General features: G+C 70.3%; 24 protein-coding genes. 16 read left to right on the top strand and 8 right to left on the bottom strand.

Going from position 1 to position 26,236, the window contains the following annotated elements; all coding sequences use genetic code 11:
* Positions 1-7: 7 nt before the first annotated feature.
* Positions 8-844, bottom strand: a complete 837-nt coding sequence (locus ACWF9G_RS12625; protein ID WP_379306277.1) for a glutamate ABC transporter substrate-binding protein — start codon at positions 842-844, stop codon at positions 8-10.
* 33 nt (positions 845-877) lie between these two features.
* On the bottom strand, positions 878-1,606 hold the full coding sequence (locus ACWF9G_RS12620) for an amino acid ABC transporter ATP-binding protein (RefSeq protein ID WP_379306295.1): 729 nt from the start codon (positions 1,604-1,606) through the stop codon (positions 878-880).
* 223 nt (positions 1,607-1,829) lie between these two features.
* On the opposite strand from ACWF9G_RS12620, the gene miaB reads away from it, so the two are divergent.
* Both miaB and ACWF9G_RS12610 read left to right on the top strand, forming a co-directional pair.
* A complete protein-coding gene (miaB, locus tag ACWF9G_RS12615) occupies positions 1,830-3,374 on the top strand; it encodes a tRNA (N6-isopentenyl adenosine(37)-C2)-methylthiotransferase MiaB (protein WP_452515254.1) in 1,545 nt (514 codons plus the stop codon).
* 134 nt (positions 3,375-3,508) lie between these two features.
* Positions 3,509-4,084: an Rv2732c family membrane protein gene (locus tag ACWF9G_RS12610; protein WP_379306273.1), complete on the top strand. Its 576-nt coding sequence runs from the start codon at positions 3,509-3,511 to the stop codon at positions 4,082-4,084.
* Between the two features lie 50 nt (positions 4,085-4,134).
* On the opposite strand, the gene ACWF9G_RS12605 is transcribed toward ACWF9G_RS12610, so the two are convergent.
* Positions 4,135-5,514, bottom strand: a complete 1,380-nt coding sequence (locus tag ACWF9G_RS12605; RefSeq protein ID WP_379306271.1) for a DUF349 domain-containing protein — start codon at positions 5,512-5,514, stop codon at positions 4,135-4,137.
* 263 nt (positions 5,515-5,777) lie between these two features.
* Here ACWF9G_RS12605 and ACWF9G_RS12600 point away from each other — a divergent pair, with 263 nt between their 5' ends.
* From ACWF9G_RS12600 to ACWF9G_RS12570, 7 genes are all read left to right on the top strand, one after another.
* Positions 5,778-6,551: a hypothetical protein gene (locus tag ACWF9G_RS12600; RefSeq protein ID WP_452515252.1), complete on the top strand. Its 774-nt coding sequence runs from the start codon at positions 5,778-5,780 to the stop codon at positions 6,549-6,551.
* Positions 6,548-7,495, top strand: a complete 948-nt coding sequence (gene miaA / locus ACWF9G_RS12595; RefSeq protein ID WP_452515250.1) for a tRNA (adenosine(37)-N6)-dimethylallyltransferase MiaA — start codon at positions 6,548-6,550, stop codon at positions 7,493-7,495. Before ACWF9G_RS12600 ends, miaA begins: the two co-directional genes overlap by 4 nt.
* An 8-nt stretch (positions 7,496-7,503) precedes the next feature.
* Positions 7,504-8,328 (top strand): TrmH family RNA methyltransferase, encoded by an 825-nt coding sequence (locus tag ACWF9G_RS12590; RefSeq protein WP_452515248.1) that lies wholly within the window; start codon positions 7,504-7,506, stop codon positions 8,326-8,328.
* Between the two features lie 44 nt (positions 8,329-8,372).
* Positions 8,373-9,254: a diaminopimelate epimerase gene (gene dapF / locus ACWF9G_RS12585; RefSeq protein ID WP_452515266.1), complete on the top strand. Its 882-nt coding sequence runs from the start codon at positions 8,373-8,375 to the stop codon at positions 9,252-9,254.
* Between the two features lie 171 nt (positions 9,255-9,425).
* Complete coding sequence (hflX, locus tag ACWF9G_RS12580; RefSeq protein ID WP_452515264.1) at positions 9,426-10,859, top strand: GTPase HflX; 1,434 nt, start codon at positions 9,426-9,428, stop codon at positions 10,857-10,859.
* 127 nt (positions 10,860-10,986) lie between these two features.
* Positions 10,987-11,859 carry a lysophospholipid acyltransferase family protein gene (locus ACWF9G_RS12575; RefSeq protein WP_379306263.1) on the top strand — a complete coding sequence of 291 codons (873 nt, stop codon included), beginning with the start codon at positions 10,987-10,989 and terminating at the stop codon, positions 11,857-11,859.
* A gap of 89 nt (positions 11,860-11,948) precedes the next feature.
* Positions 11,949-12,692 carry a pirin family protein gene (locus ACWF9G_RS12570; RefSeq protein WP_452515246.1) on the top strand — a complete coding sequence of 248 codons (744 nt, stop codon included), beginning with the start codon at positions 11,949-11,951 and terminating at the stop codon, positions 12,690-12,692.
* Positions 12,693-12,701: 9 nt separating this feature from the next.
* On the opposite strand, the gene lexA is transcribed toward ACWF9G_RS12570, so the two are convergent.
* Positions 12,702-13,340 carry a transcriptional repressor LexA gene (lexA, locus tag ACWF9G_RS12565; RefSeq protein WP_379306289.1) on the bottom strand — a complete coding sequence of 213 codons (639 nt, stop codon included), beginning with the start codon at positions 13,338-13,340 and terminating at the stop codon, positions 12,702-12,704.
* Positions 13,341-13,645: 305 nt separating this feature from the next.
* On the opposite strand from lexA, the gene ACWF9G_RS12560 reads away from it, so the two are divergent.
* From ACWF9G_RS12560 to nrdR, 3 genes are all read left to right on the top strand, one after another.
* On the top strand, positions 13,646-14,287 hold the full coding sequence (locus ACWF9G_RS12560; protein WP_379306259.1) for a hypothetical protein: 642 nt from the start codon (positions 13,646-13,648) through the stop codon (positions 14,285-14,287).
* Between the two features lie 152 nt (positions 14,288-14,439).
* Entirely contained in the window at positions 14,440-15,663 is a 1,224-nt protein-coding gene (locus ACWF9G_RS12555) for a hypothetical protein (protein ID WP_379306257.1), read from the top strand.
* Between the two features lie 56 nt (positions 15,664-15,719).
* A complete protein-coding gene (nrdR, locus tag ACWF9G_RS12550) occupies positions 15,720-16,190 on the top strand; it encodes a transcriptional regulator NrdR (RefSeq protein ID WP_189024082.1) in 471 nt (156 codons plus the stop codon).
* A gap of 3 nt (positions 16,191-16,193) precedes the next feature.
* On the opposite strand, the gene hrpA is transcribed toward nrdR, so the two are convergent.
* Positions 16,194-20,432: an ATP-dependent RNA helicase HrpA gene (gene hrpA, locus ACWF9G_RS12545; protein ID WP_452515243.1), complete on the bottom strand. Its 4,239-nt coding sequence runs from the start codon at positions 20,430-20,432 to the stop codon at positions 16,194-16,196.
* A gap of 180 nt (positions 20,433-20,612) precedes the next feature.
* Between hrpA and ACWF9G_RS12540 the strand changes: the two genes are divergently transcribed.
* Positions 20,613-21,254, top strand: a complete 642-nt coding sequence (locus ACWF9G_RS12540) for a Pr6Pr family membrane protein (RefSeq protein ID WP_452515241.1) — start codon at positions 20,613-20,615, stop codon at positions 21,252-21,254.
* Between the two features lie 54 nt (positions 21,255-21,308).
* Positions 21,309-22,532 carry an aminotransferase family protein gene (locus ACWF9G_RS12535; RefSeq protein ID WP_452515239.1) on the top strand — a complete coding sequence of 408 codons (1,224 nt, stop codon included), beginning with the start codon at positions 21,309-21,311 and terminating at the stop codon, positions 22,530-22,532.
* Here the strand turns inward: ACWF9G_RS12535 and ACWF9G_RS12530 are convergent.
* A complete protein-coding gene (locus ACWF9G_RS12530) occupies positions 22,513-23,031 on the bottom strand; it encodes a GNAT family N-acetyltransferase (RefSeq protein ID WP_452515237.1) in 519 nt (172 codons plus the stop codon). The genes ACWF9G_RS12535 and ACWF9G_RS12530 overlap by 20 nt on opposite strands.
* A 117-nt stretch (positions 23,032-23,148) precedes the next feature.
* On the opposite strand from ACWF9G_RS12530, the gene ACWF9G_RS12525 reads away from it, so the two are divergent.
* Together ACWF9G_RS12525 and ACWF9G_RS12520 are read left to right on the top strand one after the other, a co-directional pair.
* Entirely contained in the window at positions 23,149-23,739 is a 591-nt protein-coding gene (locus tag ACWF9G_RS12525) for a DUF5134 domain-containing protein (RefSeq protein WP_452515235.1), read from the top strand.
* 58 nt (positions 23,740-23,797) lie between these two features.
* Positions 23,798-24,862, top strand: coding sequence for an RskA family anti-sigma factor (locus ACWF9G_RS12520; RefSeq protein ID WP_452515233.1), 1,065 nt, complete (start codon positions 23,798-23,800; stop codon positions 24,860-24,862).
* 2 nt (positions 24,863-24,864) lie between these two features.
* Here ACWF9G_RS12520 and ACWF9G_RS12515 read toward each other — a convergent pair whose 3' ends face one another.
* Together ACWF9G_RS12515 and ACWF9G_RS12510 are read right to left on the bottom strand one after the other, a co-directional pair.
* On the bottom strand, positions 24,865-25,566 hold the full coding sequence (locus ACWF9G_RS12515) for a PhzF family phenazine biosynthesis protein (protein WP_379306243.1): 702 nt from the start codon (positions 25,564-25,566) through the stop codon (positions 24,865-24,867).
* A gap of 123 nt (positions 25,567-25,689) precedes the next feature.
* Positions 25,690-26,229, bottom strand: a complete 540-nt coding sequence (locus ACWF9G_RS12510; RefSeq protein WP_379306241.1) for a carboxymuconolactone decarboxylase family protein — start codon at positions 26,227-26,229, stop codon at positions 25,690-25,692.
* Positions 26,230-26,236: the final 7 nt, after the last annotated feature.

Here is a 26,236-nt window from a genome sequence, read left to right as displayed (position 1 = left end):
GAGGTGATCAGTAGCGGTCGACGGTGGGCGGCTGCGGGATCTCGAAACCGGTGCCGGGGAAGGACTTCTCCAGCGCGGCCTTCCACGAGCCGTCGGCGATCATCGCTTCGATCGCGTCGTTGACCTTGGTGCGCGCCTCGGTCTCACCCTTCTTGATACCGATGCCGTACTTCTCGGTGGTGAAGGGCTTGTTGACCAGCTTGTAGGAGCCCGGCGACTGCGCGGCGTAGCCGGCGAGGATGACGTTGTCGGTGGTGACCGCGTCCATCGCGCCGCCGCGCAGCGCCTCGATGCACAGCGAGTAGGTGTCGTAGGTCTGCAGCTGCGCCTGCGGGTACTTGTCCTTGATGTTCTGGGCCGGGGTGGAACCCTTCACCGAGCACACCTTCTTGCCCGCCAGCGAATCCGGGCCGGTGATGTCGGTGTTGTCGGCGCGCACGAGCAGATCCTGACCGGCGACGTAGTAGGGGCCGGCGAAATCGACCTTCTCCTTGCGCTTGTCGGTGATCGAGTAGGTCGCGACGACGAGGTCGACCTGACCGTTCTCGAGCAGCGTCTCGCGCTGCGCCGACGGCGATTCCTTGAAGGTGACGTTCTCCGGCTTCACGCCCAGCTTGTCGGCGACGTACTTGGCCACCTCGACATCGAAACCGCTGTAGGTGCCGTCGGTGTTGCGCAGGCCGAGGCCCGGCTGGTCGAACTTGATACCGACGGTCAGCTTGCCTTCCTTGGCGTGGTCGAGCACCGACCCCTCGTCACCGCCGCCACAGCCCGCGGTGAGCGTGGCAGCCAATGCCAGTGCCGCGGCGCCGATTCCGACCCGCATCGCACGATTGATCCTCATCGAGTGTCCTTCTCTGGTGATGGGTGGGTGGGCTCAGTGACTGAGAATTTTGCCGAGGAAGTCCTTGGCGCGGTCGGAGGCGGGCGCGGTGAAGAAGGTGTCGGGCGTGGTGTCCTCGACGACCTCGCCGTCGGCCATGAACAGCACGCGGTCACCGGCGCGGCGGGCGAAGCCCATCTCGTGGGTGACGACGAGCATCGTCATGCCCTCCTTGGCGAGGGAGACCATCACCTCGAGCACCTCGTTGACCATCTCCGGGTCCAGCGCCGAGGTGGGCTCGTCGAACAGCATCACCTTCGGGTCCATCGCCAGCGACCGGGCGATGGCGACGCGCTGCTGCTGGCCGCCTGACAACTGAGCCGGGTACTTCTCCGCCTGGTTGGCGATACCCACCCGGTCGAGCAGGGCGAGGGCGTGCTTGCGCGCCTCGTCCTTCTTGATGCCGCGCACCTTCAGCGGCGCGAGCATCACGTTCTCGAGAATCGTCTTGTGCGCGAACAGATTGAACGACTGGAACACCATGCCGACCTCGGCGCGCAGCGCGGCCAGCGCCTTGCCCTCGGCGGGCAGGGCGACACCGTCGATGGCGATGTCGCCGGAGTCGATCGGTTCGAGCCGGTTGATGGTGCGGCAGAGGGTGGATTTTCCCGAACCCGAGGGGCCGAGGACGATCACGACCTGCCCGCGGGGGACTTCCAGGTTGATGTGGCGCAGAACGTGGAGGTCACCGAAGTGTTTGTCCACGTTGCGCATCGAGATCATCGGCGGCGCGCCAGCAGTGGCGGCGGCGTCGGCTTTCCCGGTCGCGGGTGCGGCGTCGTCGGTCATGGTCAGAAACCTTAGGCGTTCTTCGGAGATTTGCCCGGGTTTCCGTGACTCGCCGTCGCGGCACGCCGAAACGACACCGGCCGGTAACCTGCCGGTACCACGGGCGACTCCCGACCGCGACGCAGACCACATCAGGTGCGGCCCGTACCCTGGACGGGTGGATTCGAACGGACAGAACGCGACGGAGCGCGCGGCGACGCAGGCGCGCAGTTACGAGGTCCGCACCTTCGGCTGCCAGATGAACGTACACGACTCCGAACGCTTGTCCGGCCTGCTCGAAGACGCGGGCTATGTGAAGGCCGCGCCCTCGGACACCCCCGACCTGGTGGTGTTCAACACCTGCGCGGTGCGCGAGAACGCCGACAACAAGCTCTACGGCACCCTCGGCCATCTGGCGCCGGTGAAGCAGGGCCGTCCCGGCATGCAGATCGCCGTCGGCGGCTGCCTGGCGCAGAAGGACCGCCAGACGGTCGTGCGCAAGGCGCCCTGGGTGGACGTGGTGTTCGGCACGCACAACATCGGCTCGCTGCCGGTGCTGCTCGAGCGGGCCCGCCACAACGAACAGGCTCAGGTCGAGATCCTCGAATCGCTCGAGGCCTTCCCGTCCACGCTGCCGGCCAAGCGGGAGTCGGCGTACGCGGGCTGGGTGTCGATCTCGGTGGGCTGCAACAACACCTGCACCTTCTGCATCGTGCCGGCGCTGCGCGGCAAGGAGGTCGACCGCCGCCCCGGTGACGTGCTCGCCGAGGTGCAGGCGCTGGTCGACCAGGGCGTGCTCGAGGTGACGCTGCTCGGCCAGAACGTCAACTCCTACGGCGTGAACTTCGTCGACCCGGAGCAGCCGCGCGATCGCGGCGCCTTCGCCCAGCTGCTGCGCGCGACCGGGCAGATCGAGGGCCTCGAGCGGGTGCGGTTCACCTCGCCGCATCCGGCCGAGTTCACCGACGACGTCATCGAGGCGATGGCGCAGACCCCCACCGTCTGCCCGCAGCTGCATATGCCGCTGCAGTCCGGCTCCGACCGGGTGCTCAAGGCGATGCGCCGCTCCTACCGCAAGGAACGTTTCCTCGGCATCATCGAGAAGGTGCGCGCCGCGATGCCGCACGCCTCGATCACCACCGACATCATCGTCGGCTTCCCCGGCGAGACCGAGGAGGACTTCCAGGAGACCCTCGACGTCGTGCGCCGCGCGCGGTTCACCAGCGCCTACACCTTCCAGTACTCCAAGCGGCCGGGCACGCCCGCGGCCGAACTGCCCGACCAGCTGCCCAAGGCGGTCGTGCAGGAACGCTACGACCGGCTGATCGCGCTGCAGGAGCAGGTGTCGCTGGAGGCCAACCAGGCGCTGATCGGCACCGAGGTGGAGCTGCTCGTCGCCGAGGGGGCCGGTAAGAAGAACGCGGTCACCGCCCGGATGAGCGGTCGCGCGCGCGACGGCAGGCTGGTGCACTTCCGGCCCGGCGCCGACGCGGGGATCCGGCCGGGCGACATCGTCACCGTTGACATCACCGAGGCGGCGCCGCATCACCTCATCGCCGACGGTGTGGTCACGTCGCACCGGCGGACCAAGGCGGGCGACGCGCACGAGCGCGGGGTGACGCCCAAGACCGAGCCGATCGGTGTCGGCCTCGGCCTGCCGCGGATCGGCGCCCCGGTCGTCGAGCCCGTGGTCGACGGCTGCTCGACCGGGTGTTCGGCGTGAACGGTTCGGACGAACCCGAACCTACTACCGGTCGTAGTGGGTCGGGTGCTGGTGTCCCGTCCGGGGATGGCACAGTAGAGCCCGGCGCACACGAGGCCGGCAACGATCAGCCTGCGGACAGGAGTGACGACGCGGTGAACCGGGTGGACGACAAGGAATTCGAACAGTTCCGCGGCGAACTCGACGCGGTGGAACGCCGCATCGCCGGCGAGATCGATCCCGGCGCGCGGGCGCTGGTCGTGGCGGGCGCGGTCTTCGCGCTGCTGATCTCGCTGGTGCTGCCGACCGCGGGTACCGCGCGCGGCTTCGACGTGCTGCTCGACACCGACGCCGCGGGAGTCGAGCACATCGGCCTGCCGTCGCGGATCTTCGTCTGGCTGGTCATCGTCTTCGGTGTCGGCTTCTCCCTGCTCGCCCTGACCACCCGCCGCTGGGTGCTGGCCTGGCTGGCCTGCGCGGGCTCGGCCGTCGGCAGCGTGTTCGGCGTGCTGTCGATCTGGCACCGTCAGACCCCCGGCCTCGGCAACTACGAGGGCGCGGGCCCCGGCATCGGCCTGATCCTGGGCACCATCGCGATCATGGTGCTCACCTTCCACTGGGTGCGCGTCGTGTGGAGCCGCACCGCGGTGCAGCTCGCCGCCGAAGAGCAGCGCCGCAACGCCGCCCGCGAAGCCGAGGACCGCGACCGCAAGCGCCTCACCGGCGAATAGGGAACGCAAACAAAGAAACCCCCGACCAGTGGTCGGGGGTTTCTCCTGTTCTATCGGTTGCTGACGGCGCCCTCGGCGGCTTCGGCCCATTCGCGCCACTGCTTGGCCTGTTCCAGGGCCTTCTCCGCGTCGCGCTTCTTGCCCGCCGCGGTGGCCTTGGCGGCCTGCTCCTCGAACTGGGCGACCCGCTCGCGGAACTGGGCGGCGCGGGCAACGGCTTCCGGGTCGGTGCGGCGCCACTGCTGGTCGGCCGCGTCGCGCACGCGCTTCTCGATGGCGCGCAGCTTGCCTTCCAGCTCCTGCATGCGCTCGCGCGGCACCTTGCCGATGGCGTCCCACTTGTCCTGCAGTTCGCGCAGCGCGTTGCGGGCGGCGTCGAGCCCTGCGGCCGGGTCGATGTGCTCGTAGGCGCGCAGCAGTTCCTGCTTGGCGGTGGCGTTGTGCTCGAACTCGGCGTCGCGCTCGGACACCGCCGCGTTGCGGGCGGCGAAGAACACGTCCTGGGCGCTCTTGAACCGGCGCCACAGTGCCTCGTCGGCCTCGCGCGGCGCGCGACCAGCGGCCTTCCACTCGGTGAGCAGATCGCGGAACACCGCGGCCGTTCCGGTCCAGTCGGTGGACCCGGACAGCTCCTCGGCGCGCACACACAGCTCTTCCTTGCGGGTCTTCGCCGAGGCGCGTTCCCGGTCGAGCTCGGCGAAGTGGGCGCCGCGGCGGCGGTTGAACGCCTCGCGGGCCTTGGAGTAGCGCTTCCACAGGGCGTCGTCGACCTTGCGGTCGACCCCGCGGATGGACTTCCACTCGTCGAGGATCTCGCGCAGCCGATCGCCCGCGTGCTTCCACTGGGTGGACTCGGCGGCGATCTGCTCGGCCTCGGCGGCGAGGGCTTCCTTGCGCTCGGTGTGCTCGTGCCGGGCGCGCTCCTTCTCCTCCTTGGCGTGCGCGGCGGCTTCCTCGGAATGCTCGGTGATGGCCTGCAGGCGCGTGGCCAGCCCGTCGATATCGCCGATGACGGCCGCGGTGGGCAGCGTCTCGGCGATCGCGAGCGCGGCGGCCTTGGTCTTGCGGGCGTCGGCGCCCGCGGCCAGTCTGGCCTCGAGCAGCGCGACCTCGGTCGCCAGATCGTCGAAGCGGCGGCCGAAGTGCTCGAGCCCCTCGGCGGCGTCGCCCGCCTGCCAGGAGCCGATGACGCGCTCGCCGTCGGCGGTCTTCACCCAGGCGGTGCCGTCCTCGTCGACGCGGCCCCACTTGCTCGGGTCGGTGACGGTCGGCACGACCACGGGATGCGGATGGGGTTGATCGGGTCCCGGCGCCGGTTTCACGGCGTGCGGCTTCGGCGGACGCGGAGACTTTCCGCCGGGCTTGGGGGTAGCGGAGGGTCGCGGGCCCGGACCGGGGGTGGGCTTCGCGGTTCCGTTGCTGTCGGTCATTGCTCTCCGTCCCTGCCGCGCGTCACGGCTGCCTGGTTACGCCCTAGCACATCCCATTGAACCCGGTTCGAGCCGAGGAAACCATCGATCCCAGGGATCGGATGCCGGATTTCCTGGGATTTCGTCCCGGACGACGTGGGTAGTCGCACCTGAAAACACTAGCAATCTCGGCGCGCATCACCGCGCCGGACACTCGCAGACCGCAGCCGGGTCGTGGTGCGGCGGGTGCCGGGCCGCCCGCGCGGTACGGCTACGGTTACGGCGTGTTCTCGATAGCGGCCCTGGTCCCGTCGCCGCCGATGCTGGTGCCCGAGCTGTGCGGGCGTCCCGTCGCGTCCGGCAGCGATCCCGACGACCCGACCGCGGTGCTGCGCGCCGCGGCACTCGACGCCGCGGGCACCCTCGCCGCGTCCGCCGACCGATGGACCGTCGTCGGCGTCGGCGCGCACGACCAGAACTTCCCGGCCACGACCAGAGGGACGTTCCGTGGTTTCGGCGCCGACGTTGTCGTCGGCCTCGGCCCCGCCGGCGCGGATCCGGGTCCAGCAGACGCCCAGCTTCCCCTGTCCGTCCTGGTCGCCGGATGGTTGCGCGAGCAGGTGGCGCCGGGGATCTCGGTGCGGGCGCGGCTGCTCGCCGCCGACGCGTCGCCGTCGGACTGCGCGCATGCCGGCGCCGCGTTGCGGGCCGAACTGGACGCCGACGCGGTGCCGCACGCGGTGCTCGTCGTCGCCGACGGCGCGGCGACGCTGACCGTCACGGCGCCGGGCTACCTGGACGAGCGGGCGGCGCCGGTGCAGCAGGCCCTCGACACCGCGCTGCGATCCGGATCGCGGTCCGGGCTCGCCGTGCTCGACCCCGCGCTGTGCGCCGAACTGCTGCTCGACGGACGTGCCGCCTACCAGGTACTCGGCGGTCTGTTCGCCGCCGATCCGGCCGATCCGCGGGTGCGTACCCTCTATCAGGGCGCACCCTATGGTGTCGGCTACGACGTGAGCGTGTGGCAACCGAGTGGACAGGAAGGTATCGACGAGTGACGAGCAGGCCAGGGCGCCCGATCGCGGTCGTCGGCCCCACCGCCACCGGGAAATCCGATCTCGCGCTCGATCTCGCCGAACGGCTCGGCGGCGAGATCGTCAATATCGATGCGATGCAGCTCTATCGCGGGATGGACGTCGGCACCGCGAAACTGCCGCCCGACCAGCGCCGCGGGATCCCGCACCACCTGCTCGACGTCCTCGACGTCACCGAGACCGCGACGGTCGCCGCCTATCAGAGCGCCGCGAGCGCGATCGTCGAGGACATCATGGCCCGCGGACTCGTCCCGGTGATCGTGGGCGGTTCGATGATGTACGTACAGGCGCTGCTCGACCAGTGGGACTTCCCGGCCACCGACCCCGAGGTCCGCGCGCGCTGGGAGGCGCTGCTCGCCGAGGGCGGGGTGCACGCGGTGCACGCCGCACTGAAGGATGCCGACCCGGTCGCGGCGTCGACCATCCTGCCCACCGACGGCAGGCGGATGGTGCGCGCGCTCGAGGTCGTCGAGCTGACCGGGCAGCCCTTCGCCGCCTCGGCGCCGACGATCGGCACCCCGCGCTGGGACACCGCCATCCTCGGTGTCGACCGGGAGACCGCGGCCCTGGACGCCCGGATCGAGGCGCGCACCGCCCTCATGTTCGACACCGGCCTGGTCGAGGAGGTGCGCGGCCTGATCGAACTCGGCCTGCGTGACGGCCAGACCGCCCGCCGCGCGATCGGCTACGCCCAGGTGCTGGCCCATCTCGACGGCGAATACGACCTCGCCCACGCCCGCGAGCGCACCCTGATCGGCACCCGCCGGTATGTGCGCAGGCAGCGGTCGTGGTTCCGCCGCGATCCCAGGGTGACCTGGGTCGACGGCGCCGACCCCGAGCTCGCCGCGACCGCGCTGGCGCTGCTCTCCCCTCACCACACAGACCCGACAGGACGGACAGCGCAGTGACGCGTCGAGTGAGTACCCGCAACGCCTCGGTGCAGGTGTGGCAGGCCTACCTCAACAACCGGACAAAACGTCATCGTGACAGCCGGTTCCTCGTGCAGGGCGTGCGCCCGATCACCCAGGCGCTGGCCAACGACTGGCCGCTGGAAACGCTGCTCTACCGGCTCGGCACCCCCGAGCTGTCCGGCTGGGCGCGCGAGGTGCTCGACACCGCCGACGTGCCGCAGGTCGGGCTGGTGCCCGAACTGATGGCCGAGCTGGGGGAGAAGGCGGCGAGCGTGCCGGAGATCGTCGCGGTCGCGGTCTCGCAGCAGCCGGACCTTGCCGACTACGCGCCCGGCGAACCGGGGGAGGACGCGCCGGTCGTCGTCGTGTTCGACCGCCCGAACTCGCCGGGCAACCTCGGCACGCTGATCCGCTCCGCCGACGCCTTCGGCGCGTCCGGGGTGATCGTCACCGGCCACGGCGCCGACCAGTTCGATCCGCAGGCCGTGCGCGCCTCCACCGGTTCGCTGTTCGCCGTCCCGGTCCTGCGCGCCGCCGGACCCGCACAGGTCCTCGAATTCCGGGACCGCCAGGCGGCGCGCGGCATCCCCACCCGCATCGTCGGCACCGACGAGGACGCGCCGAGCACCATCTACGACTACGACTTCACCGAGGCCACGATCCTGGTCGTCGGCAACGAGACCACCGGGATGAGCTCGGCCTGGGCCGAGGCCTGCGACGACCTGGTGACCATCCCGATGGGCGGCACCGCCAGCTCGCTCGGCGCGCCGTCGGCGGGCGCGATCAGCCTCTACGAGATCGCCCGCCAGCGGCGCACCTTCGCCCGGTAGCGCGGCGCTCGGCGGCGAAGAGGACAATGACGACCGTGTCCGACATCGAATTCAGCAAGGGCAACGGCACCCAGAACGACTTCGTCGTGCTGCCCGACCCGCAGGCCCGGCTCGACCTGACCGCCGACCGCGTCGCCGCGCTGTGTGACCGGCAGCGTGGCCTCGGCGCCGACGGCGTGCTGCGCGTCGCCACGGCGGCCGCCCTCGTCGACGCGGGGGTGCTCGATGCGCTGCCCGACGGCGTCGGCGGCGACGACTGGTTCATGGACTACCGCAATGCCGACGGTTCGATCGCCGAGATGTGCGGCAACGGTGTGCGGGTGTTCGCGCACTATCTGAACGCGTCCGGGATGGAATCGCGCACCGAGTACGTCGTCGGCAGCCGCGCTGGCGCCCGGCCCGTCGTTGTACACGCGGCGGGACCGGTCGACGGCGAGGTCACCGTCGACATGGGTGTCGTGCGTGAACTCGGCCCGTCCACCGCCACCCTGGGCGGCTGGGCGCTGCCGGGGATCGGCATCGATGTCGGCAATCCGCATCTGGCCTGCGTCGACGAGGGACTCACCGTCGACGCGCTGGCCAAACTCGATCTGGCCGTCTCGCCCGGCTTCGATCCCGACCTGTTCCCGCACGGGGTCAATGTCGAGATCCTCACCGCGCTGGGTCCCGACAACGCCGTCGACATGCGGGTCTACGAACGCGGCGTCGGCGAAACACGGTCCTGCGGAACGGGAACCGTCGCCGCGGCGGCCGCGGCGCTGACCGCCGCCGGTGTCCCGGTCGGCAGCGGATCCGGCGAGGTGACCGTGCGGGTACCCGGCGGCCAGGTGCGCGTCACCATCGACCAGGGCCGGGCCTGGTTGCGCGGTCCCTCGGTGCTGCTGGCCACCGGCACGTTGTCACGGGACTGGTGGAACGCGCAGTAGCCGGATAACCGGATGCGCACTGTCACCGTGACGTGGCAGCATAGAAGGCGTATGACGAAACCAGACACCCCCACAGAGCCCACCTCGGCCGAGCACACCACCGCGGCCGATCCCGACGTGGCCGCCGACCGCGGCGACGTCGACGACGCGCTCGCCCGCCACGCGGCCCGCATGCAGCGTCCCGGCTGGGCACCCGAACCCACCGTCGGCGAGATGCAGCTCGACGAGCGCTCCTCGCTGCGCCGTGTCGCCGGGCTGTCCACCGAACTCACCGACATCACCGAGGTCGAATACCGGCAGCTGCGCCTGGAACGGGTCGTGCTGGTCGGTGTGTGGACCACCGGCAGCTCCGCCCAGGCCGAGGCGAGCATGGTCGAGCTGGCCGCCCTCGCCGAGACCGCGGGCTCCGAGGTTCTCGAAGGCCTGATCCAGCGCCGCGACAAGCCGGACCCGGCCACCTACATCGGCTCCGGCAAGGCCGAGGAACTGCGCACCGTGGTCCTCGACACCGGCGCCGACACCGTGATCTGCGACGGTGAACTCACCCCCGCGCAGCTGACCGCGCTGGAGAAGGTCGTCAAGGTCAAGGTCATCGACCGCACCGCGCTGATCCTCGACATCTTCGCCCAGCACGCCACCTCCCGCGAGGGCAAGGCCCAGGTCGCGCTCGCGCAGATGGAATACATGCTGCCGCGACTGCGTGGCTGGGGTGAGTCGATGTCCAGGCAGGCCGGTGGCCGCGCCGGCGGCAACGGTGGTGGTGTCGGTCTGCGTGGTCCCGGTGAGACCAAGATCGAGACCGACCGCCGCCGCATCCGCGAGCGGATGGCCAAGCTGCGCCGCGAGATCCGGGAGATGAAGACCGCCCGCGACACCATGCGCGCCCGGCGCGCGGGCAGCGGCGTCCCCGCGATCGCCATCGTCGGCTACACCAACGCGGGCAAGTCCAGCCTGATGAACGCGCTCACCGGCGCGGGCCTGCTGGTCCAGGACGCGCTGTTCGCCACCCTGGATCCGACCACCCGCAGGGCCGCGCTCGACGACGGCCGCGAGATGGTGTTCACCGACACCGTCGGCTTCGTCCGCCACCTGCCGACCCAGCTGGTCGAGGCGTTCCGCTCGACCCTGGAAGAGGTCACCGGCGCCGACCTGCTGCTGCACGTCGTCGACGGTTCCGATCCGCTGCCGCTCGAACAGATCAGGGCGGTCCGCGAGGTGATCACCGACGTGATCAAGGAGCAGGGCACCGCCGCACCGCCGGAACTGCTGGTGGTCAACAAGATCGACGCGGCCGACCCGAACGAGCTCACCCGGCTGCGTGGGCTGCTGCCCGACGCGGCCTTCGTCTCCGCGCAGACCGGCGCCGGGGTGGAGGAGTTGCGCGAGCGGCTCTCGGAGGTACTCGGCGGGCTCGATGTCGACATCAGCGTGCTGCTGCCTTACAGCCGCGGCGATCTGCTCGCGCGCATCCACGCCGACGGCCGGATCATCTCCGCCGAGCATGAAGAAGGCGGCACCCGGGTCAGGGCGCGCGTGCCCCAGGCACTGGCCGCACCCCTGTCGGAATACGCCCATTCGGGTCCGGCCGAAGTCGTGCCGAGCTGATCCGACCAGCCGGATTTGCCGCGGGGTAGCGGCCAAGATCGATGCGACACAGCCATTTTCGGGCGCTATGGTCGATTGTCGACAGCAGGAGGGTGTTATGTCGAATGACCAGCGGGGTCCAGAGAGTGTGACAGAGAACAGGGCGGGATCGGTCGAGCAGGGCGACCGGATCCTCTCCGACAACGCGCCGTTGAACCCGACGCCGAGCGAGTGGGAGATCCGCGCGTTCGAGGCGGTGTTCGCGCCGGTGACCGCGTGGGCGAGCCCGCGGTTCTACGGCCTGGACAACATTCCGGCCGAGGGCCCGGTGCTGATCGTGGCCAACCACAACCTGCTCGGCGGGATCGATGCGCCGCTGCTGATGCCTGCGATCCTGCGGGCACGCGGGCGGCTGGTGCGCGGGCTGGCCGAGCATGTGCTGATGGTGCCGGGCGTGCGCCATCTCCTGCACCGCTTCGGCGCCGTGCGCGGGACGCGCAACAACTGCCTGGCGCTGCTCGAGCAGGGGGAAGCGGTTGTCGTGTTCCCCGGTGGCGGCCGGGAGGCGATCCGCCGCAAGGGTGAGAAGTACGTGCTCAAGTGGGAGGGCAGGACCGGGTTCGCGCGGATGGCGATCCAGGCGGGGGTGCCGATCGTGCCGCTGGCGATGATCGGCGTCGACGACGCGTTCGACATCGTCTTCGACGGCCAGCATCCGGTGATGCGCCCGCTGCGCTGGACGTGCAGCCTGCTCGGCATAAACCCCGAGCTGAACCCGCCGATGGTCAAGGGCATCGGCCCGACACCGCTGCCGCGACCGGAACGGTTCTACTACTCCGCGGGCGCGCCGATCGACCCCACGCCGTGGCTCGAGGCCGAGGATCTCGATGCCGCGGCCGCCGACTTGCGCGATGTGGTCCGCAAGGGGCTCGAGGAGGAACTGGAGTTCCTGTTCAACGAGCGTGACCGCGATTCCGGTCGCACCCTGGTCGGCCGTCTGCGCGGCGCTCTGCCGTTCTGAGCCGGTCCGGCGCTGCGGAATGCCCGCGGCGCCGACCGTGTTACCCGCTATACGGACCCAAGTCCGGATAGCGGAAGGTGGCGACGACGATGGTGACGTCCCAGGTTCAGGTGGTACCCGGCGCGGACCGCGCGCACTGGTGGAACGAGTGGCTCGACTCGCGGCAGTCGTTCCCGGCGACGGGCAATTTCGCGCTCGAGGACCATGCGCACGGTCTGCTTCTGGTGCACAACGAGGACACCGTCGGCCCGGGTGAGGGCTTCGACACCCATCAGCACCGCGACACCGAGATCCTCACCTGGGTCCTGGAAGGCACGGTCGTCCACCAGGATTCGGCGGGCCATTCGGGCATGATCCATCCGGGGCTGGCACAGCGGATGAGCGCGGGCACCGGCATCCGGCATTCCGAACGCAACGGCGCGGGCTACCGGGAGCGCGAACGCCTGCACGTCGTGCAGATGTGGATTCCGCCGGATACCCCCGGCGTCGCGCCGAGCTATCAGGAACTCGACATCGAGGGTGACCTGCGCCGCAACACCCTGGTCCCGGTCGCCTCCGGCATGCGGAAGTACCGCGGCGAGGCCGCGATCGGCATCGGCAACCGCCATGCCGCCTTCCATGTGGCGCGACTGGATCCCGGGCAGGCGATCACCGTTCCCGACGCGCCCTACGGCCACGTGTTCGTCGCGCGCGGCTCCGTCGACTTCGAGGACAACGGCACCCTGGAACAGGGCGACGCCGTGCGCCTGACCGCCGCCGGCGGCCATCGCGTCACCGCGCTGACCGCCGCCGAGCTGCTGATCTGGGAGATGGACGCGTCCGTGCGCCGCTGAGCGCGATGCTCAGATCTTGCGGATGACGGTGACGACCTTGCCGAGGATTTGCGCGTCGTTGCCCGGGATCGGTTCGAAGTGCGGGTTGTGTGGCATCAGCCACACGTCCTTGCCGGTGCGCTTGAACGTCTTCACGGTCGCTTCGCCGTCGATCATGGCGGCCACGATGTCGCCGCCCTCGGCGACGTTCTGCTGCCGGACCACGACCCAGTCGCCGTCGCAGATGGCCGCGTCGACCATCGACTGGCCGACGACCTTCAGCAGGAACAGTGAACCGTCGCCGACGAGCTCGCGGGGCAGCGGGAAGACGTCTTCCACGGCCTGCTCGGCCAGGATCGGCCCACCGGCGGCGATCCGGCCGAGGACCGGGACGAAGGTCGGTGTCGGCCGGTTCGTGTCGACGTCGTCGGCCGGTTCGGGCAGCGTGGTCACCGAGCGGACCGCCTCGTCGAGACCGCGGACGTTCACCGCGCGCGGCCGGTTCGGGTCGCGGCGTAGATAGCCCTTGCGCTCGAGCGCCCGGAGTTGATGGGCCACCGAGGAGGTGGAGGTGAGCCCGACCGCGTCGCCGATCTCGCGGATGCTGGGCGGATAGCCGCGTTCGGTCACCGAGGTGCGGATGACGTCGAGGACCGTGCGCTGACGCACGGTGAGATCCGCGCCGGATCCCGATGTGACGGTGCCGGTAGCGCTTTCGTCACCCGTGTCGTCTGTGTGGGTCACCGTGTCCCGCCCTTTCGCTGGTCGATTTCGCCTTTCCGAGGCTAGTCGTGCCACGCCGAAGTATCAAACATCTGTTCGAGCATGTCGGGCGTTTCGTGCTGACATCGCCGTCGCGGCGTGGTAGAAATCGAACATCAGTTCGTCGCACACATGTTCGAACAAAGTGTGACACAGCGGCTTCACCAGCTATTCCTTCAGCAGCGGAGCACACCACCCCGGAGGTTCTTCCGATGAGCACAGCGACCAGCGCCCTGCAGTCCTACGACCCCGCCGCCTACCCCGAGCCGATCGCCCGGCGTCGCCGCAGCACCCGTGCGCGGCGGCCGTTCTCCCTCGTGCGTGGCGTGGGCGGCAGCCCGGTGGTGCGTCGTGCTGCCCAGCCCGCGATTGTGCGTCCCGAGAGGTCGCGTGGGCCTGCCGCCGAGGTGTTCGCCGCTTATGGAACGGACGGATTGGCCGCCGCGCGCGGGGTGCTCGCGGAGGCGGCGGCGCGGCCCGCCGACGCGGCGCTCGATATCGCCTTCGCCACGGTGCCGCAGACGGATTCGCCGCGGCCGCGGGTCGCGCGTGCGGCTCGCGCCGATCGTGGCCCGCGGGCGGCCGGGTCACGCAACGAGGCGGCGCTGTACGCGCGCGTCGGCGGTGTGCGGCCCGCCCGCGGCGTGCATCCGATGCGCCGGGTCGAGCAGGCGCAGCTCGGGTTCGCGGCACTGGCCGTGGCGGCGCTGGTGACCGCGCTGATCGTCGTCGCGTTCCTCGGCCTCGCGCACATGCGCGCCGGCAGTTTCGGCGACCGGTTCGATCCGGCGACGTCCGGGATTTCCGGGCAGGTCGACGCCCCGTCGGGCGGACTGTCCGGGACAGTTCGATAGTACGAAAAGGCCTGCACAGGAACGGTTTCCGCGTGTGATTCACGACCTGACCGGCCGATGGGCTGAACGAAAAGCGCACCAAAACTAGAACGCGTTGCTACGGTGACGTGCATCCTGAGCCGGGGCGGGTACGGCCCCTCGGCCGAATCCGGATGCGAGGTCACGTGCGCCGCTGCTCGATCGCCCTGCTGCTCAGTCTCGTTCTCGGCGCGGTGCTTGCGCCCGCCGCCGACGCGAGCCCCGCGTACGCGGACTACCTCGATCTTCCCGCGGTCAATGCCGAGGGCGAATTCGGCGGTGGCCTGCATCCGGCGCTGCCACTGAGCGAACCACCGCTGCGGGCCGCGCTGACGCAGGCGAGGGCCGACGGCATCGCGCCGATGCGCTATGGCACGCTGCTGCACCAGTATTGGCTCGTCGTCTCCACCGGCAACGCGGGAATCGACCTCGCCACCTGGGATCCCGCTCGCGGCACCGCCGCCAATTCGGCGACCTTCGCCCAGGTGTACGTCAACTATTTCCGCATTGCCGCCGCCCGCCCCGACTTCTACTGGGCAGGCCTGGCCGGCATCGCGGGCGGCTCGTTCGCCTCCGGCTTCTTCGACGTCGGCGACATCGGCACGGTGCTCTCCGTCGGGGGAATCCACGAGCTCGGCACCGCCGTCGCCGACCTGCTGCGAGCCACCCCACCCGAACTCGTCGCCGCGATACCGGCCGACATCGCGCGCCTGGCCGCCGACGGGCCGCGATTGACCGCCGCCGACCTGGCCTGGTACCAGCACCGGCTGATGATCATGCAGAAACACATCTTCACCGACCTGGTGTCGATGCACGAGGCCTACCTCGCCGAGGGGATGGCGGCCATCGACGAGATGTTCGCGGCGGGCGTGATCGACGACGACGTCCGCACCGCCTGGACAGGCATCGACGGCGGCACCGCGGCGGGCCGCGCGGACGCGCTGGTCCGGATGACCGACCGGGAGCAGAACCACATCGTCGCCGATCAATGGGACGTGACCGCGGCCGGTCGCGACGGCATGGGCCGGGTACTCACCTACGTCACCACGGTCGCGGGCAAACCGGCGGTCCCCGGTGTCCGCGCGCCCGGGGTGTACGCCCCCGTGACGGTGCGGGCCGGCGGGCTCGGCCTGCGGATGCCACTGCCCGACTTCAACTGGGCCGACCGCGACGCACGCTGGTCCTACATCACCGCCGACCTGGTTCCCCGCCATCTCGACCTCGCCACCGACATGGCGCACGCGGTGACGGTGTACTCCGAGCCCTTCCCCGCCAAGCTCACCCGCGGCCGCATGCTGGGCCGCCTACCGGAGCTGATCGCGGACCTGACCACGCAGTGGCAGGTGGTGCACCAGTGACAGGTATTCTGTCAAGTGCCATGGAGTAGACGTCGTATCGACGAAGGAACCCTCGGATGCATTGCCCGTATTGCCGACACCCTGACTCGCGAGTCGTCGACTCGCGTGAAGTCGAGGAGGGCACGGCGATCCGCCGTCGGCGGTCGTGTCCGACCTGCGGTCGCCGGTTCACCACCGTCGAGACCGCGATCCTGTCGGTGGTCAAGCGCAGCGGCGTCACCGAGCCGTTCAGCCGCGAGAAGGTGATCGTCGGTGTCCGGCGTGCGTGCCAGGGCCGTGAGGTCGACGACGACGCGCTGAACCTGCTCGCCCAGCAGGTCGAAGACGCGGTGCGTGCCAAGGGATCTCCCGAAGTGCCCAGCCACGAGGTGGGTCTGGCCATCCTCGGCCCGCTGCGCGATCTGGACGAGGTGGCCTATCTGCGCTTCGCCTCGGTCTACCGATCCTTCACCAGCGCAGCCGATTTCGAACGCGAGATCACCGAGATGCGCAAGGCGCGGGCGGCGGCGGTCGCCGCGACCGACTGACGATCAGCGCCGGATCGCGCCGATCGCCTTCTCGATCCGCTTGGCCGACACCGGGTACGGCGTGCCGATCTTCTGCGCGAACAGGCTCACCCGCAGTTCCTCGATCATCCACCAGATCTCGGTGACGTCGCGCGCGTTCCTGCGGCCCTCGGGCAGGCTGCGCACCAGCTTGTCGTAGGCGGCCAGCATCCGGTCGACCTCGGCCATGCCCTGGCGATCACGCACCGCCGAGCCGGGCAGCGATTCGAGGCGTTGCGCCGCGGCGAGCAGATAGCGGGGCAGTTCGCGCAGCCGGGCGCGGCCCCATTCGGCGACGAAACCGGGGAACAGCAGGTCGTCGAGCTGCTGGCGGACATCGTCGGCGATATCGGTCTCGGCGGTGTCGGCCAGGGCGGCACGCGCCTGATGCGCGGCCGACAGCACGGGCGCCACCGCGCGGATCAAGCCGGTGACCGCGGTCGCCAGCTGGGGGCGGACGGCGGCGACCAGCTTGTCGAACGCCTCGGGGGTGCGCACGGGGCCACCGGCGGCCGCGATGAGCTCGTCGGCGGCCGCGATCCGGCAGTCCTCGACCAGCTTGTCCAGGGAGCCGTCGGGATTCTGGCTCAGGGCCAGCCGGTCGGCGGCGGGCAATCCGGCGGTGACCGCGCGGGTGGACGTCGGGATCGCGGCCAGCAGCAGGGTGCGCACCCCGGCGCGCATGGCGGCGGCCTGCTCGGCGGGAGAACTGAGCACGCGCACGGCCACACCCTCGCCCTCGGGCACCAGCGCCGGGTATCCGGTCACCGTCTGACCGGCCACCTCGCGCCGCACCGTCGGGGCCACCGCGCCGAGGGATTCGGAGGTCCAGACGGTCGCGGGTGCGCGTTCGGCGCCTGCGGTGGCGCGGGCGACCGAGGCGGAAACCTGCTCGGCCAGTGTCGATTTCAGCTGCGCGAGGTTCTTGCTCTTGGCCAGTACCGTGCCGCGCTGATCGACGGCGGCGAAGGTCATCCGCAGGTGATCCGGCAGCGCGGTGGAGGGCAGGTCATCGGCGGAGATGGTGACCGAGCCCAGCCGCGAGAGTTCCCTGGACAGTCCGGTGCGCAACGGCTCGGCGCGCGGGGTCAGCTCGCGCAGCGCCGCCGCGGCGAAGTCGGGCGCGGGAACGACCGTGCGGCGCAAGGCCTTCGGGAGGGTTTTGATGTAGGCGGCCGCCAGTTCCTCGCGCATGCCCGGCACCAGCCAGTCGAAGCCGACGGCCCGCACGTGCGCGAGTTGTTCGACCGGGATCCGCACGGTCACGCCGTCGTCGTCCTGGCCGGGCTCGAACTGGTAGGTCAGCGGGAAGCTGAGTTCGCCCTGGCGCCAGGCGTCGGGGAAGTCGGTCGGGTCGAGCGCGGCGGCGCCCGCGTTGACCACGGTGTCGGTCGAGAAGTCCAGCAGCGCCGGGTCGGTGCGTTCGGCCTTGCGCCACCAGCTGTCGAAATGGCGCACCGAGACGATATCGGCGGGCAGGCGCTGGTCGTAGAACTCGAACAGCACTTCGTCGTCGACGAGGATGTCGCGGCGGCGGGCCCGGTGCTCGAGATCGGCGACATCGTCGATCAGGGCGCGGTTGCGCGCGAAGAAGCCGTGCCTGGTCTGCCACTCGCCCTGGACAAGGGCGTGGCGGATGAACAGTTCGCGGGAGAGCTCGGGATCGATGCGGCCGTAGTCGACCGGTCTGCCCGTCACCAGCGGCACGCCGTAGAGCGTGGCCCGCTCGTAGGCGCGGGCCGCGCCCCGCTTGGACGACCAATGCGGCTCGGAATAGGTGCGCTTCACCAGATCGCCCGCGAGCCGCTCGGCCCACTCGGGTTCCACCTTCGCCGCGATCCGGCCCCACAGCCGCGACGTCTCGACCAGCTCGGCCGCCATGACCCAGCGCGGCGGTTTCTTCGCCAGCGAGGAGCCGGGGAAGATCATGAACTTCGCGTTGCGCGCGCCGAGGAATTCCCGCGACTCCGCCTCGCGCACACCGATATGCGACAGCATGCCCGCCAGCAGCGATTGGTGGATCTGCGCGCTGGGCCACGGCATCGCCGCCTCGGCGTCCGCTGCGGCCGACTGTGCCGACCCGCGAACAGCTTTCGTCCCGGACGTGCCCTGGCCCGAACGTGGCTCCGGCTGCGGTGCTTGCCGCGCCGCGTCGCCACCGCGTCCACGCCGGGAACGGGCGCCTTGCTGCCGCGCCTGCTCCGGCGCTCGATCGTCGCGCCCTGCCGATTGCGGTGCGCCGTCGGGAGTGCGCCCCCGGCCGCGGCGGTTCCGCTTCGGGCCCGCGCCGTCCTCGACCGCCGGGGGATTGTCCGGGTTCGCCCGCTGCGTGCCCGCGTCGTTCCAGCCGAGCCCGCGGGTGATGGTACGCAGCTGACCGTGTAGATCCTGCCACTCCCTGATCCGCAGGTAGTGCAGGAACTCGTCGCGGCACATCCGGCGGAACTGGTTGGACGACAGCGACTTCCGCTGCTCGGTCAGGTAGTCCCACAGCCGCAGATAGGCCAGGAAGTCCGAACCGTCGACGGTGAAACGGGCGTGCTGGGTGTCGGCGGCCTGCTGATGGTCGACGGGTCGTTCGCGCACATCCTGGATCGACAGCGCGGCCACGATCACCAGCACCTCGTCCAGGCACCCGTTGCGATGCGCTTCCACGAGCATGCGCGCCATCCGCGGGTCGACCGGCAGCTGCGCCATCTCCCGGCCGATCGGGGTGAGCGTGAGGTGCCCGCCCGAATGCGCTTCGCCGTCAACGGCTTTCGCGCTGCCGTGGGCCAGCGCGCCGAGTTCCTCCAGCAGCGCGATGCCGTCGCGGATGGCGCGGCGATCGGGGGCCTCGACGAACGGGAAGCTCTCGATGTCGCCCAGGCCGAGCGCGGTCATCTGCAGGATGACCGCGGCCAGATTGGTGCGCAGGATCTCCGGTTCGGTGAACGCGGGCCGCGACTCGAAATCGTCCTCGGAGTACAGCCGGATACAGATGCCGTCGGCGACACGACCGCAACGGCCCGACCGCTGCCGTGCCGAGGCCTGCGAGACCGGTTCGATCGGCAGCCGCTGCACCTTGGTACGCATCGAGTACCGCGAGATGCGTGCTGTGCCGGGGTCGATCACGTAGCGGATGCCGGGCACGGTCAGCGAGGTCTCGGCGACATTGGTGGCCAGCACCACCCGGCGGCCGGTATGCGGGGCGAAGACCTTGTGCTGCTCGGCGGCGGACAGGCGCGCGTACAGCGGCACGATCTCGGTGCGGGGCAGTTTCAGGTCGCGCAGCGCGTCGGCGGTGTCGCGGATCTCGCGTTCGCCCGACAGGAACACCAGCACGTCACCGTCGCCCTCGGCGAACAGCTCGGTGACCGCGTCGGCGATGGCGTCGGTGGGATCGCGGTCGACGACGCGGGTGTCCTCCTCGTCCTCGTCGTCGGAACCGGGCAGCTCGAGCGACAGCGGGCGATACCGCAACTCGACCGGATACGACCGGCCCGACACTTCGACGATCGGCGCGGGCCTGCCCTGCGCGTCGGCGAAATGGCGGGCGAACAGTTCGGGATCGATGGTCGCCGAGGTGATGATCACCTTGAGGTCGGGGCGCTGGGGCAGCAGCTGTTTGAGATACCCGAGCAGGAAGTCGATATTGAGGCTGCGTTCGTGCGCCTCGTCGATGATGATCGTGTCGTAGCGGCGCAGCATCCGGTCGCGCTGGATCTCGGCGAGCAGGATGCCGTCGGTCATCAGCTTGACCAGGGTGCGGTCCGAGGCCTGATCGGTGAAGCGGACGGTGTAGCCGACCACGTCACCCAGTTCGGTGCCCAGCTCCTCGGCGATGCGTTCGGCAACGGTGCGCGCGGCCAGGCGGCGAGGCTGGGTGTGCCCGATGGTGCCGCGGATACCGCGCCCGAGTTCGAGGCAGATCTTCGGGATCTGGGTGGTCTTGCCGGAGCCGGTCTCGCCGGCCACGATCACCACCTGGTGCTCGGCGATCGCGGCGGCGATGTCGTCGCGGCGCGCGGAGACGGGCAGTTGTTCCGGATACCGGATCGACGGAACCGCCGCGCGGCGATGGGCCACGCGGGTCGCGGCGGCGGCGATCTCGGCGTCCAGCGCGGGCAGATCGTCGGGGCGCGCCCGGTCGAGCTTGCGCCGGAGCCGGTGTTCGTCGCGCAGCGAGACCTCCGCCAGGCGGGTGCGCAGCGCGCGGGTTCCGGTGCTAGCTGTCCTGGTCATTGCGCCTACCAGCGTAGCGAAGCCCGCCACCGGTTTTCCGCTCGCGCTCCCTGTGCGCGGGACGGCGGAGACCAACGACACACCGTGACACCGTCCGGTCGCGTCCGCGCGTCCACGACGCGCAGGCCCGGCGCCGCTCAGCTCCGCGTCCACGGCGTCGACGCGTGCGAAGATCCGGGAATGAGCGCAGCAGCGGGGACGGCGTGGTGGATCAGGGCCTACCGGATCGGGTTCGCCGTGCTCGGGCTGGTCGCGCTGCTGTGGATTCCGGTGCGCAACATCGACTCCGCGACCTTCTCGCTCGCCAACTATCTGAGCTACTTCACCATCGAATCGAACATCCTCGGTGTGATCGTCTTGTTCGTCGGCGGGGTGATCGCACCGCAAGGCCGCGGCTGGCAGCTGTTCCGCGGTGCGGCGACGCTGTACATGCTCATCACGATGGTCGTCTACGCGGTCCTGCTGTCGCGGATCGACGTCATGCTCAACGACAAGTGGATCAACGACATCATGCATCGGTATCTGCCGCTGATCCTGGTGCTGGACTGGATGCTGGTCGCGATGCCGCAGCGGTTGCGCCCGAGCCCGCAGCTGATCGGGCAGTGGCTGATCTTCCCGCTGATCTACGGCATCTACAGCCTGATCCGCGGTCCGATCGTCGACTGGTACCCGTACCCGTTCATCGATCCGCGCCAGCAGGGCTACGTGTCGATGGCTCTCGGATTGGTCGTGCTGACCCTGGTGTTCGCGGTGCTGGCGGTTGCCATGGCGTCGCTGGGCGACCTGCCGGCCTGGTGGCGGGAACGCAAGTCCGAGGACTGAGACATCCGCGAGTCCGGCGAGCGCGACCCGGCCGGTTGGGGTATGTGTGGAGCCATGAATGCGCTCTGGCATGGATTCGCGGATATGGGCGCCGTCACTCGTGACGGTGCGTTCGTCGTCGCCCGCGGCGACGGTGCCTACGTCTACGACACCGCGGGCACCCGGTATCTCGACGCCACGGCCGGGCTCTGGTTCGCCAACGTCGGGCACGGTCGCGCGGAGATTGCCGACGCCGTCGCCGAGCAGTTGCGCACCATCGCCCACTACTCGAACTTCGGTGACCTCACCGAACCGCCGACGCAGGAACTCGCCGAGAAGCTGTCGGCCATCGCGCCGGTTCCCGGCAGCAAGATCTTCTTCACGTCCGGCGGCTCGGACTCGGTGGAGACCGCGGCCAAACTGGCGCGCCGGTACTGGCACGAACTGGGCCGCACCGACAAGAAGATCCTGGTCGGCCGTCGCCTGGCCTACCACGGCATGCACTACGCGGGCACCTCGATCGGTGGGCTCGCAGGCAACACCGAGGGCTACGGCGAGCTCGTCGCCGACACCCGCACGGTCGAATGGAACGACGCGAAATCGCTGCTCGCCCTGATCGAGGAGATCGGCGCCGAACAGATCGCGGCGTTCTTCTGCGAGCCGATCATCGGTGCGGGCGGGGTGTATCTGCCGCCGCAGGGCTACCTGGCCGAGGTGCGCCAGATCTGCCGCGATCACGACATCCTGTTCGTCGCGGACGAGGTGGTGACCGGCTTCGGCCGGATCGGCGGCACCTGGTTCGCCTCGACCCGGTTCGACCTCGAACCCGACCTCGTCACCACCGCCAAGGGCCTGACCTCGGGCTACCTGCCGATGGGCGCGGTGTTCATCGCCCCGCACCTGGCCGAACCGTTCTTCGCCGGTGGCGCGTGGTGGCGCCACGGCTACACCTACGGCGGGCACGCCGGCGCGGCCGCCGCGGCCCTGGCCAACCTCGCCATCATCGAACGCGAGGGACTGCTCGCGGAAGCGGCCCGGCTGGAGAGCACGCTGCACATCCTGCTCGCTCCGCTGGCCGACCATCCGCGCGTCGCCGAGGTCCGCAGCGGAATCGGCGCCGTGGCCGCGGTCCAGCTGGCCGACCCGTCCGAGGGGCCTGCACTGGTGAAAACCCTGCGCGAACACGGCATCTCGGGCCGCGCCGCCGGACAGGGCGCGATGCAGATCTCACCGTCGTTCGTGATGACCGATGCCCAGGTCGCCGACCTGGTCGAGGGCTTCACCCGCGCGCTGGGCTGACCTCTGCCGCGAGTGCGCGCGTGAAGAACTGGCTGTACGGGTCGAGGACGTAGTCGGCGAAAGGCTCGCACTCGGTGAAACCGTGGCGCAGGTAGAGGCGGCGAGCAGGCGCGAAGTACTCCTGTGACCCGGTCTCCAGGCTCAGACGGGTGTATCCGCGTCGTCGTGCCTCGTCGACGATGTGGGCCAGCACTCTCGCGGCGACCCCGCGTCCGGTGAATCCGTCGGCGGTGCGCATGGACTTGATCTCGCCGTGGCGTCGATCGAGTTCCTTCAATGCCCCGCAGCCTGCCAGCTCGTCATCGGCCCAGGCGCTCCACACCGTGACCGCCGGATCGCGCAGGGCGGTCAGGTCGAGAGCGTGCATGCTGCAGGCGGGGGAGTTGGCGGCCATCTCGGTGTGGTGGCCGGTCAGCAGGTCGCGGATCGGGGCGCCGGTGAGGTCGTCGACCGTGACGCGCACCGCCTGCATCGAGGTGACGGACTGTGCATCGGACATCGGTCCATGATCCGTCATCGCTATGACGACGACGTTGCCCGGGTGAAAACGCGCCCGCGGGCGTCGTGTCGATGCGAGCATGGTGAGGCTCGGGTGGCGACTCGAAGGTGGTGGGGTGTGGCCGAATTCGTTCAGGACAATGCACTCGTACGCTGGCCGGTGGTCGCCGCGTTCGTCCTCGCGATCCTGATCGTCTCGGCCCGATTGACCCGGCGGCCACCACCCACCCACCGCGTCGACGCCGCGGCCGACAGCGCGCACCTGCTGATGTGCCTGGTGATGCTGGCCATGCTGGTGTTTCCCGCCGCGACCGACCCGCACGCCGTGCGTGGGGTGCTCACCGCGCTCACCGTGGCCTTCGCGATCCTGCTGGCCGAGCGCGTCGTGCGGTGGCGCACCGGCGCGACGGCGGCCTCCGCCGGGGTCATGGCGATCGGGTACCACACCGTGGCCGCGGCAGCCATGCTGTACGCGATGGCCGGTCACGGCGGCGAGCACGCGACCGGTCCGGCGCCCTGGCCCGCGTTCGCACTGGCCGCCCTGTTCGCGGTGGATGCCCTGCTCGCGGTCGGCACCGTCGGTCATGGCCCCCGCTGGCACCGGTTCGTTCACCCCGCAGGCGCCCACCCGCTGACCTCGGCGCTGGTGCCCCACGTGGTGATGGATATCGGTACCGCGTTCATGCTGATCGCCGCGATCGGCCGGTGAATACCGATCCACAACCGCTCGTGCTGCGAATTGCCCTTGTGTGGACAGGAATTCGACGATGAATCGGCAGCGCGGTCCCGATCCGGCGCCGGGTGGCGTCGCGCTGCCCGATCCCGAGTTCCCTTCCGGCGGCGACGATCGCGACACGCTGCGTGAGCTGTACCGCGCCACCGGCGCCGCCGCCTTCGGGCTCGCGCTGCGCGTCCTGCATCGCCGTGGCTCGGCCGAAGACGTTGTCCGCGAGGGGTATCGGCGCCTGCGTGTCGCGCCGTGGACGGCCGACACCGGCGCCACCACCCTCGCCGCCAACGCGCCGGTCGTCGATTTGCCGCCCGTCCCCGACCTCGGGACACCGTGGGGCCGTTCGGCCTTCGCTGCCCGGCTGGGGACCGAGACCGACACCACATCCGGCCGCGGCGCCGTCTACGACGGTGACGGGACCGGACCGGGCGCCGAGCACCCCGGCGAACCCCTGCCGGCGTCCGCGTGTGCGGGCCGTGACGATGCGGTGTTCAGCGCCGACCAGACGTGGCTGCTCGCCCAGATCCATCGGCTCGCGGTGCAGCGGCTACGGCTGGACCGCCACGACGGCGACGAGGTGCCCTGGCTCGCGGCCTCGGCTCGCCTCGGCTTCGCCGATCCGCTCGACAGCCACTGCGAAGTGTTCGTGCTCGCCTACTACGGCGGGCGCACCTACCGGGCGATCAGCCGGGAACTGGGCCTGCGCGTGCCGGTCGTCACCCGGCTGCTCGCCGAAGGTGTCGAACGGCTCGCCGAGCAGCGGATCGTCCGCGTCGGCAGCGCCCGGACCTGGTGCCCGCCGGGCTCGATCCTGGCCCTCGCCGACGCCTACGCGCTGGACGCGGTCGCCGAACTCGAGTATCACCACATCGAGAACAAGCTCGCCGCGATCGCCCCGCACCGGCTCGCCCAGTTCGCCGCCCGGGTCCGCGGCGTGCACGCCATGCTCGCCCGCCTGGCCGTCGACGACCGGCGCACCCCGCCACGGCATCTGGAGGCCCGCATCCTCGCCGACCTGAGTACTGCCGAGGCGCCACGGCGCGGACACTGGACCACCCGGCCACCGTGGTTGCGCCGCTTCGGCGGCCAGCTCGGACAGTGAGGTCAGAGCACGACCACGTGGTCCTCGGCGACCCGGCCGCCCAGCCGCACCCAGCCGTCGGAATCCCATTCGGTGTAGAGCTGCGAGCCCTGGCCCTGGGTCACCACCAGCCCGCGCCGCAGCCGCCCGGTGAGCGCGACCGCCGCCGCCCCGGTCGCCTCGTCCTCGGCGACGCCCATCGCCGGCGCGAACATCCGTGACCGCAGCGCCCCGCGCGGCTCGTCGGTCCACACCCAGAAATAGTGCTGGCCCTCGGTGACGTCGCCGGGCTGCAGCAGCGCCAGTTCCTCGACCGAATCCAGTTGGTGAAAGGTGAAGTCCGGCGCCCACTCGGCACGGGCGGTGATCCAGGTGATGCCGTCGGTCTGGTCGACGGTGACCGGACCCGCAGTCTCCTGCAAGGTGTGCACCGGCGTGCGCCGCGCCGCCAGCCACCACGCGGTGCCAACGCTCGGGTGGCCCGCGAACGGCAACTCCACGAGCGGTGTGTAGATGCGGACCCTGGCAACGCCGTCGACGGGATCCTCGACGACGGTGGTCTCACTGAAGCCGAGGCGCGCGGCCAGCTCCTGCTTGTCGAGCGCGACGACATCACTCGCGCGGGCGATACCGAGCGCGTTGCCGAGCTGTCCGGCGGGGTCGGTGAACACTCTGACGACCTCGACCTGGATATCCGGGGCTTCGGGCACCTCGTGTGCGTTCATGATCGCGAGCCTACCGGCCGCCGCGCGGGGCCGACGGACCGCGCGAGCCCGGTCGTGTCCTTGGGAAACGACCGCGGCCCCCGATCGGAGAAGTCCGATCGGGGGCCGCGGCGACACGGTGAATCAGACGGCAGCTGCCGCCAGCGCCTCGGTCGACTGCACCGCCTGGCCGACACCGGCGACGATGGCCGCCGCGCGCAGCGACTCGAAGATCACCTCGCGCGACACACCGGCCTCGCGCAGCGTCTTCTCGTGTGCCTCCAGGCAGTGGGCACAGCCGTTGATCGAGGACACCGCGAACGACCACAGCTCGAAATCGGCCTTGTCGACGCCCGGGTTGCCGATGATGTTCATCCGCAGGCCCGCGCGCAGGTCGTCGTAGCGACCGTCCAGGAACGCCTTACCGCGGTAGAACACGTTGTTCATGCCCATGATCGACGCGGCGCCCAGCGCGGCCTCGTAGGCCTCGGCGGAGAGCACATCGGCGGCTTCCTCGGCGATCTCGCGCAGGGTGGTCGCCGAGCGGGTCGCGGCGGCCGAGGCCAGCAGGGTGCCCCACAGCTGCTGCTCGTTGAGCACCGTGGTGCGGGCCAGCGAGGACAGGTTGAGCTTGAGGTCCTTGGCGTACTCGGGAAGGGAGTTCTTCAGGTTCTCGATGCTCATGACAGTG

The sequence above is a fragment of the Nocardia sp. NPDC055029 genome (assembly GCF_053608525.1).
This window is presented reverse-complemented; position numbering and strand designations above follow the sequence as displayed.

Excerpts from the sequence above, each read along its gene's own strand:
- ACWF9G_RS12625 (WP_379306277.1), bottom strand. The coding sequence starts at position 844 with ATGAGGATCAATCGTGCGATGCGGGTCGGAATCGGCGCCGCGGCACTG.
- ACWF9G_RS12620 (WP_379306295.1), bottom strand. The coding sequence starts at position 1,606 with ATGATCTCGATGCGCAACGTGGACAAACACTTCGGTGACCTCCACGTT.
- ACWF9G_RS12605 (WP_379306271.1), bottom strand. The coding sequence starts at position 5,514 with ATGACCGACAGCAACGGAACCGCGAAGCCCACCCCCGGTCCGGGCCCG.
- hflX (WP_452515264.1), top strand. The coding sequence starts at position 9,426 with ATGCAGCGTCCCGGCTGGGCACCCGAACCCACCGTCGGCGAGATGCAG.
- ACWF9G_RS12570 (WP_452515246.1), top strand. The coding sequence starts at position 11,949 with ATGGTGACGTCCCAGGTTCAGGTGGTACCCGGCGCGGACCGCGCGCAC.
- ACWF9G_RS12560 (WP_379306259.1), top strand. The coding sequence starts at position 13,646 with ATGAGCACAGCGACCAGCGCCCTGCAGTCCTACGACCCCGCCGCCTAC.
- ACWF9G_RS12555 (WP_379306257.1), top strand. The coding sequence starts at position 14,440 with ATGCGAGGTCACGTGCGCCGCTGCTCGATCGCCCTGCTGCTCAGTCTC.
- nrdR (WP_189024082.1), top strand. The coding sequence starts at position 15,720 with ATGCATTGCCCGTATTGCCGACACCCTGACTCGCGAGTCGTCGACTCG.
- hrpA (WP_452515243.1), bottom strand. The coding sequence starts at position 20,432 with ATGACCAGGACAGCTAGCACCGGAACCCGCGCGCTGCGCACCCGCCTG.
- ACWF9G_RS12540 (WP_452515241.1), top strand. The coding sequence starts at position 20,613 with ATGAGCGCAGCAGCGGGGACGGCGTGGTGGATCAGGGCCTACCGGATC.
- ACWF9G_RS12535 (WP_452515239.1), top strand. The coding sequence starts at position 21,309 with ATGAATGCGCTCTGGCATGGATTCGCGGATATGGGCGCCGTCACTCGT.
- ACWF9G_RS12530 (WP_452515237.1), bottom strand. The coding sequence starts at position 23,031 with ATGTCCGATGCACAGTCCGTCACCTCGATGCAGGCGGTGCGCGTCACG.
- ACWF9G_RS12520 (WP_452515233.1), top strand. The coding sequence starts at position 23,798 with ATGAATCGGCAGCGCGGTCCCGATCCGGCGCCGGGTGGCGTCGCGCTG.
- ACWF9G_RS12515 (WP_379306243.1), bottom strand. The coding sequence starts at position 25,566 with ATGAACGCACACGAGGTGCCCGAAGCCCCGGATATCCAGGTCGAGGTC.
- ACWF9G_RS12510 (WP_379306241.1), bottom strand. The coding sequence starts at position 26,229 with ATGAGCATCGAGAACCTGAAGAACTCCCTTCCCGAGTACGCCAAGGAC.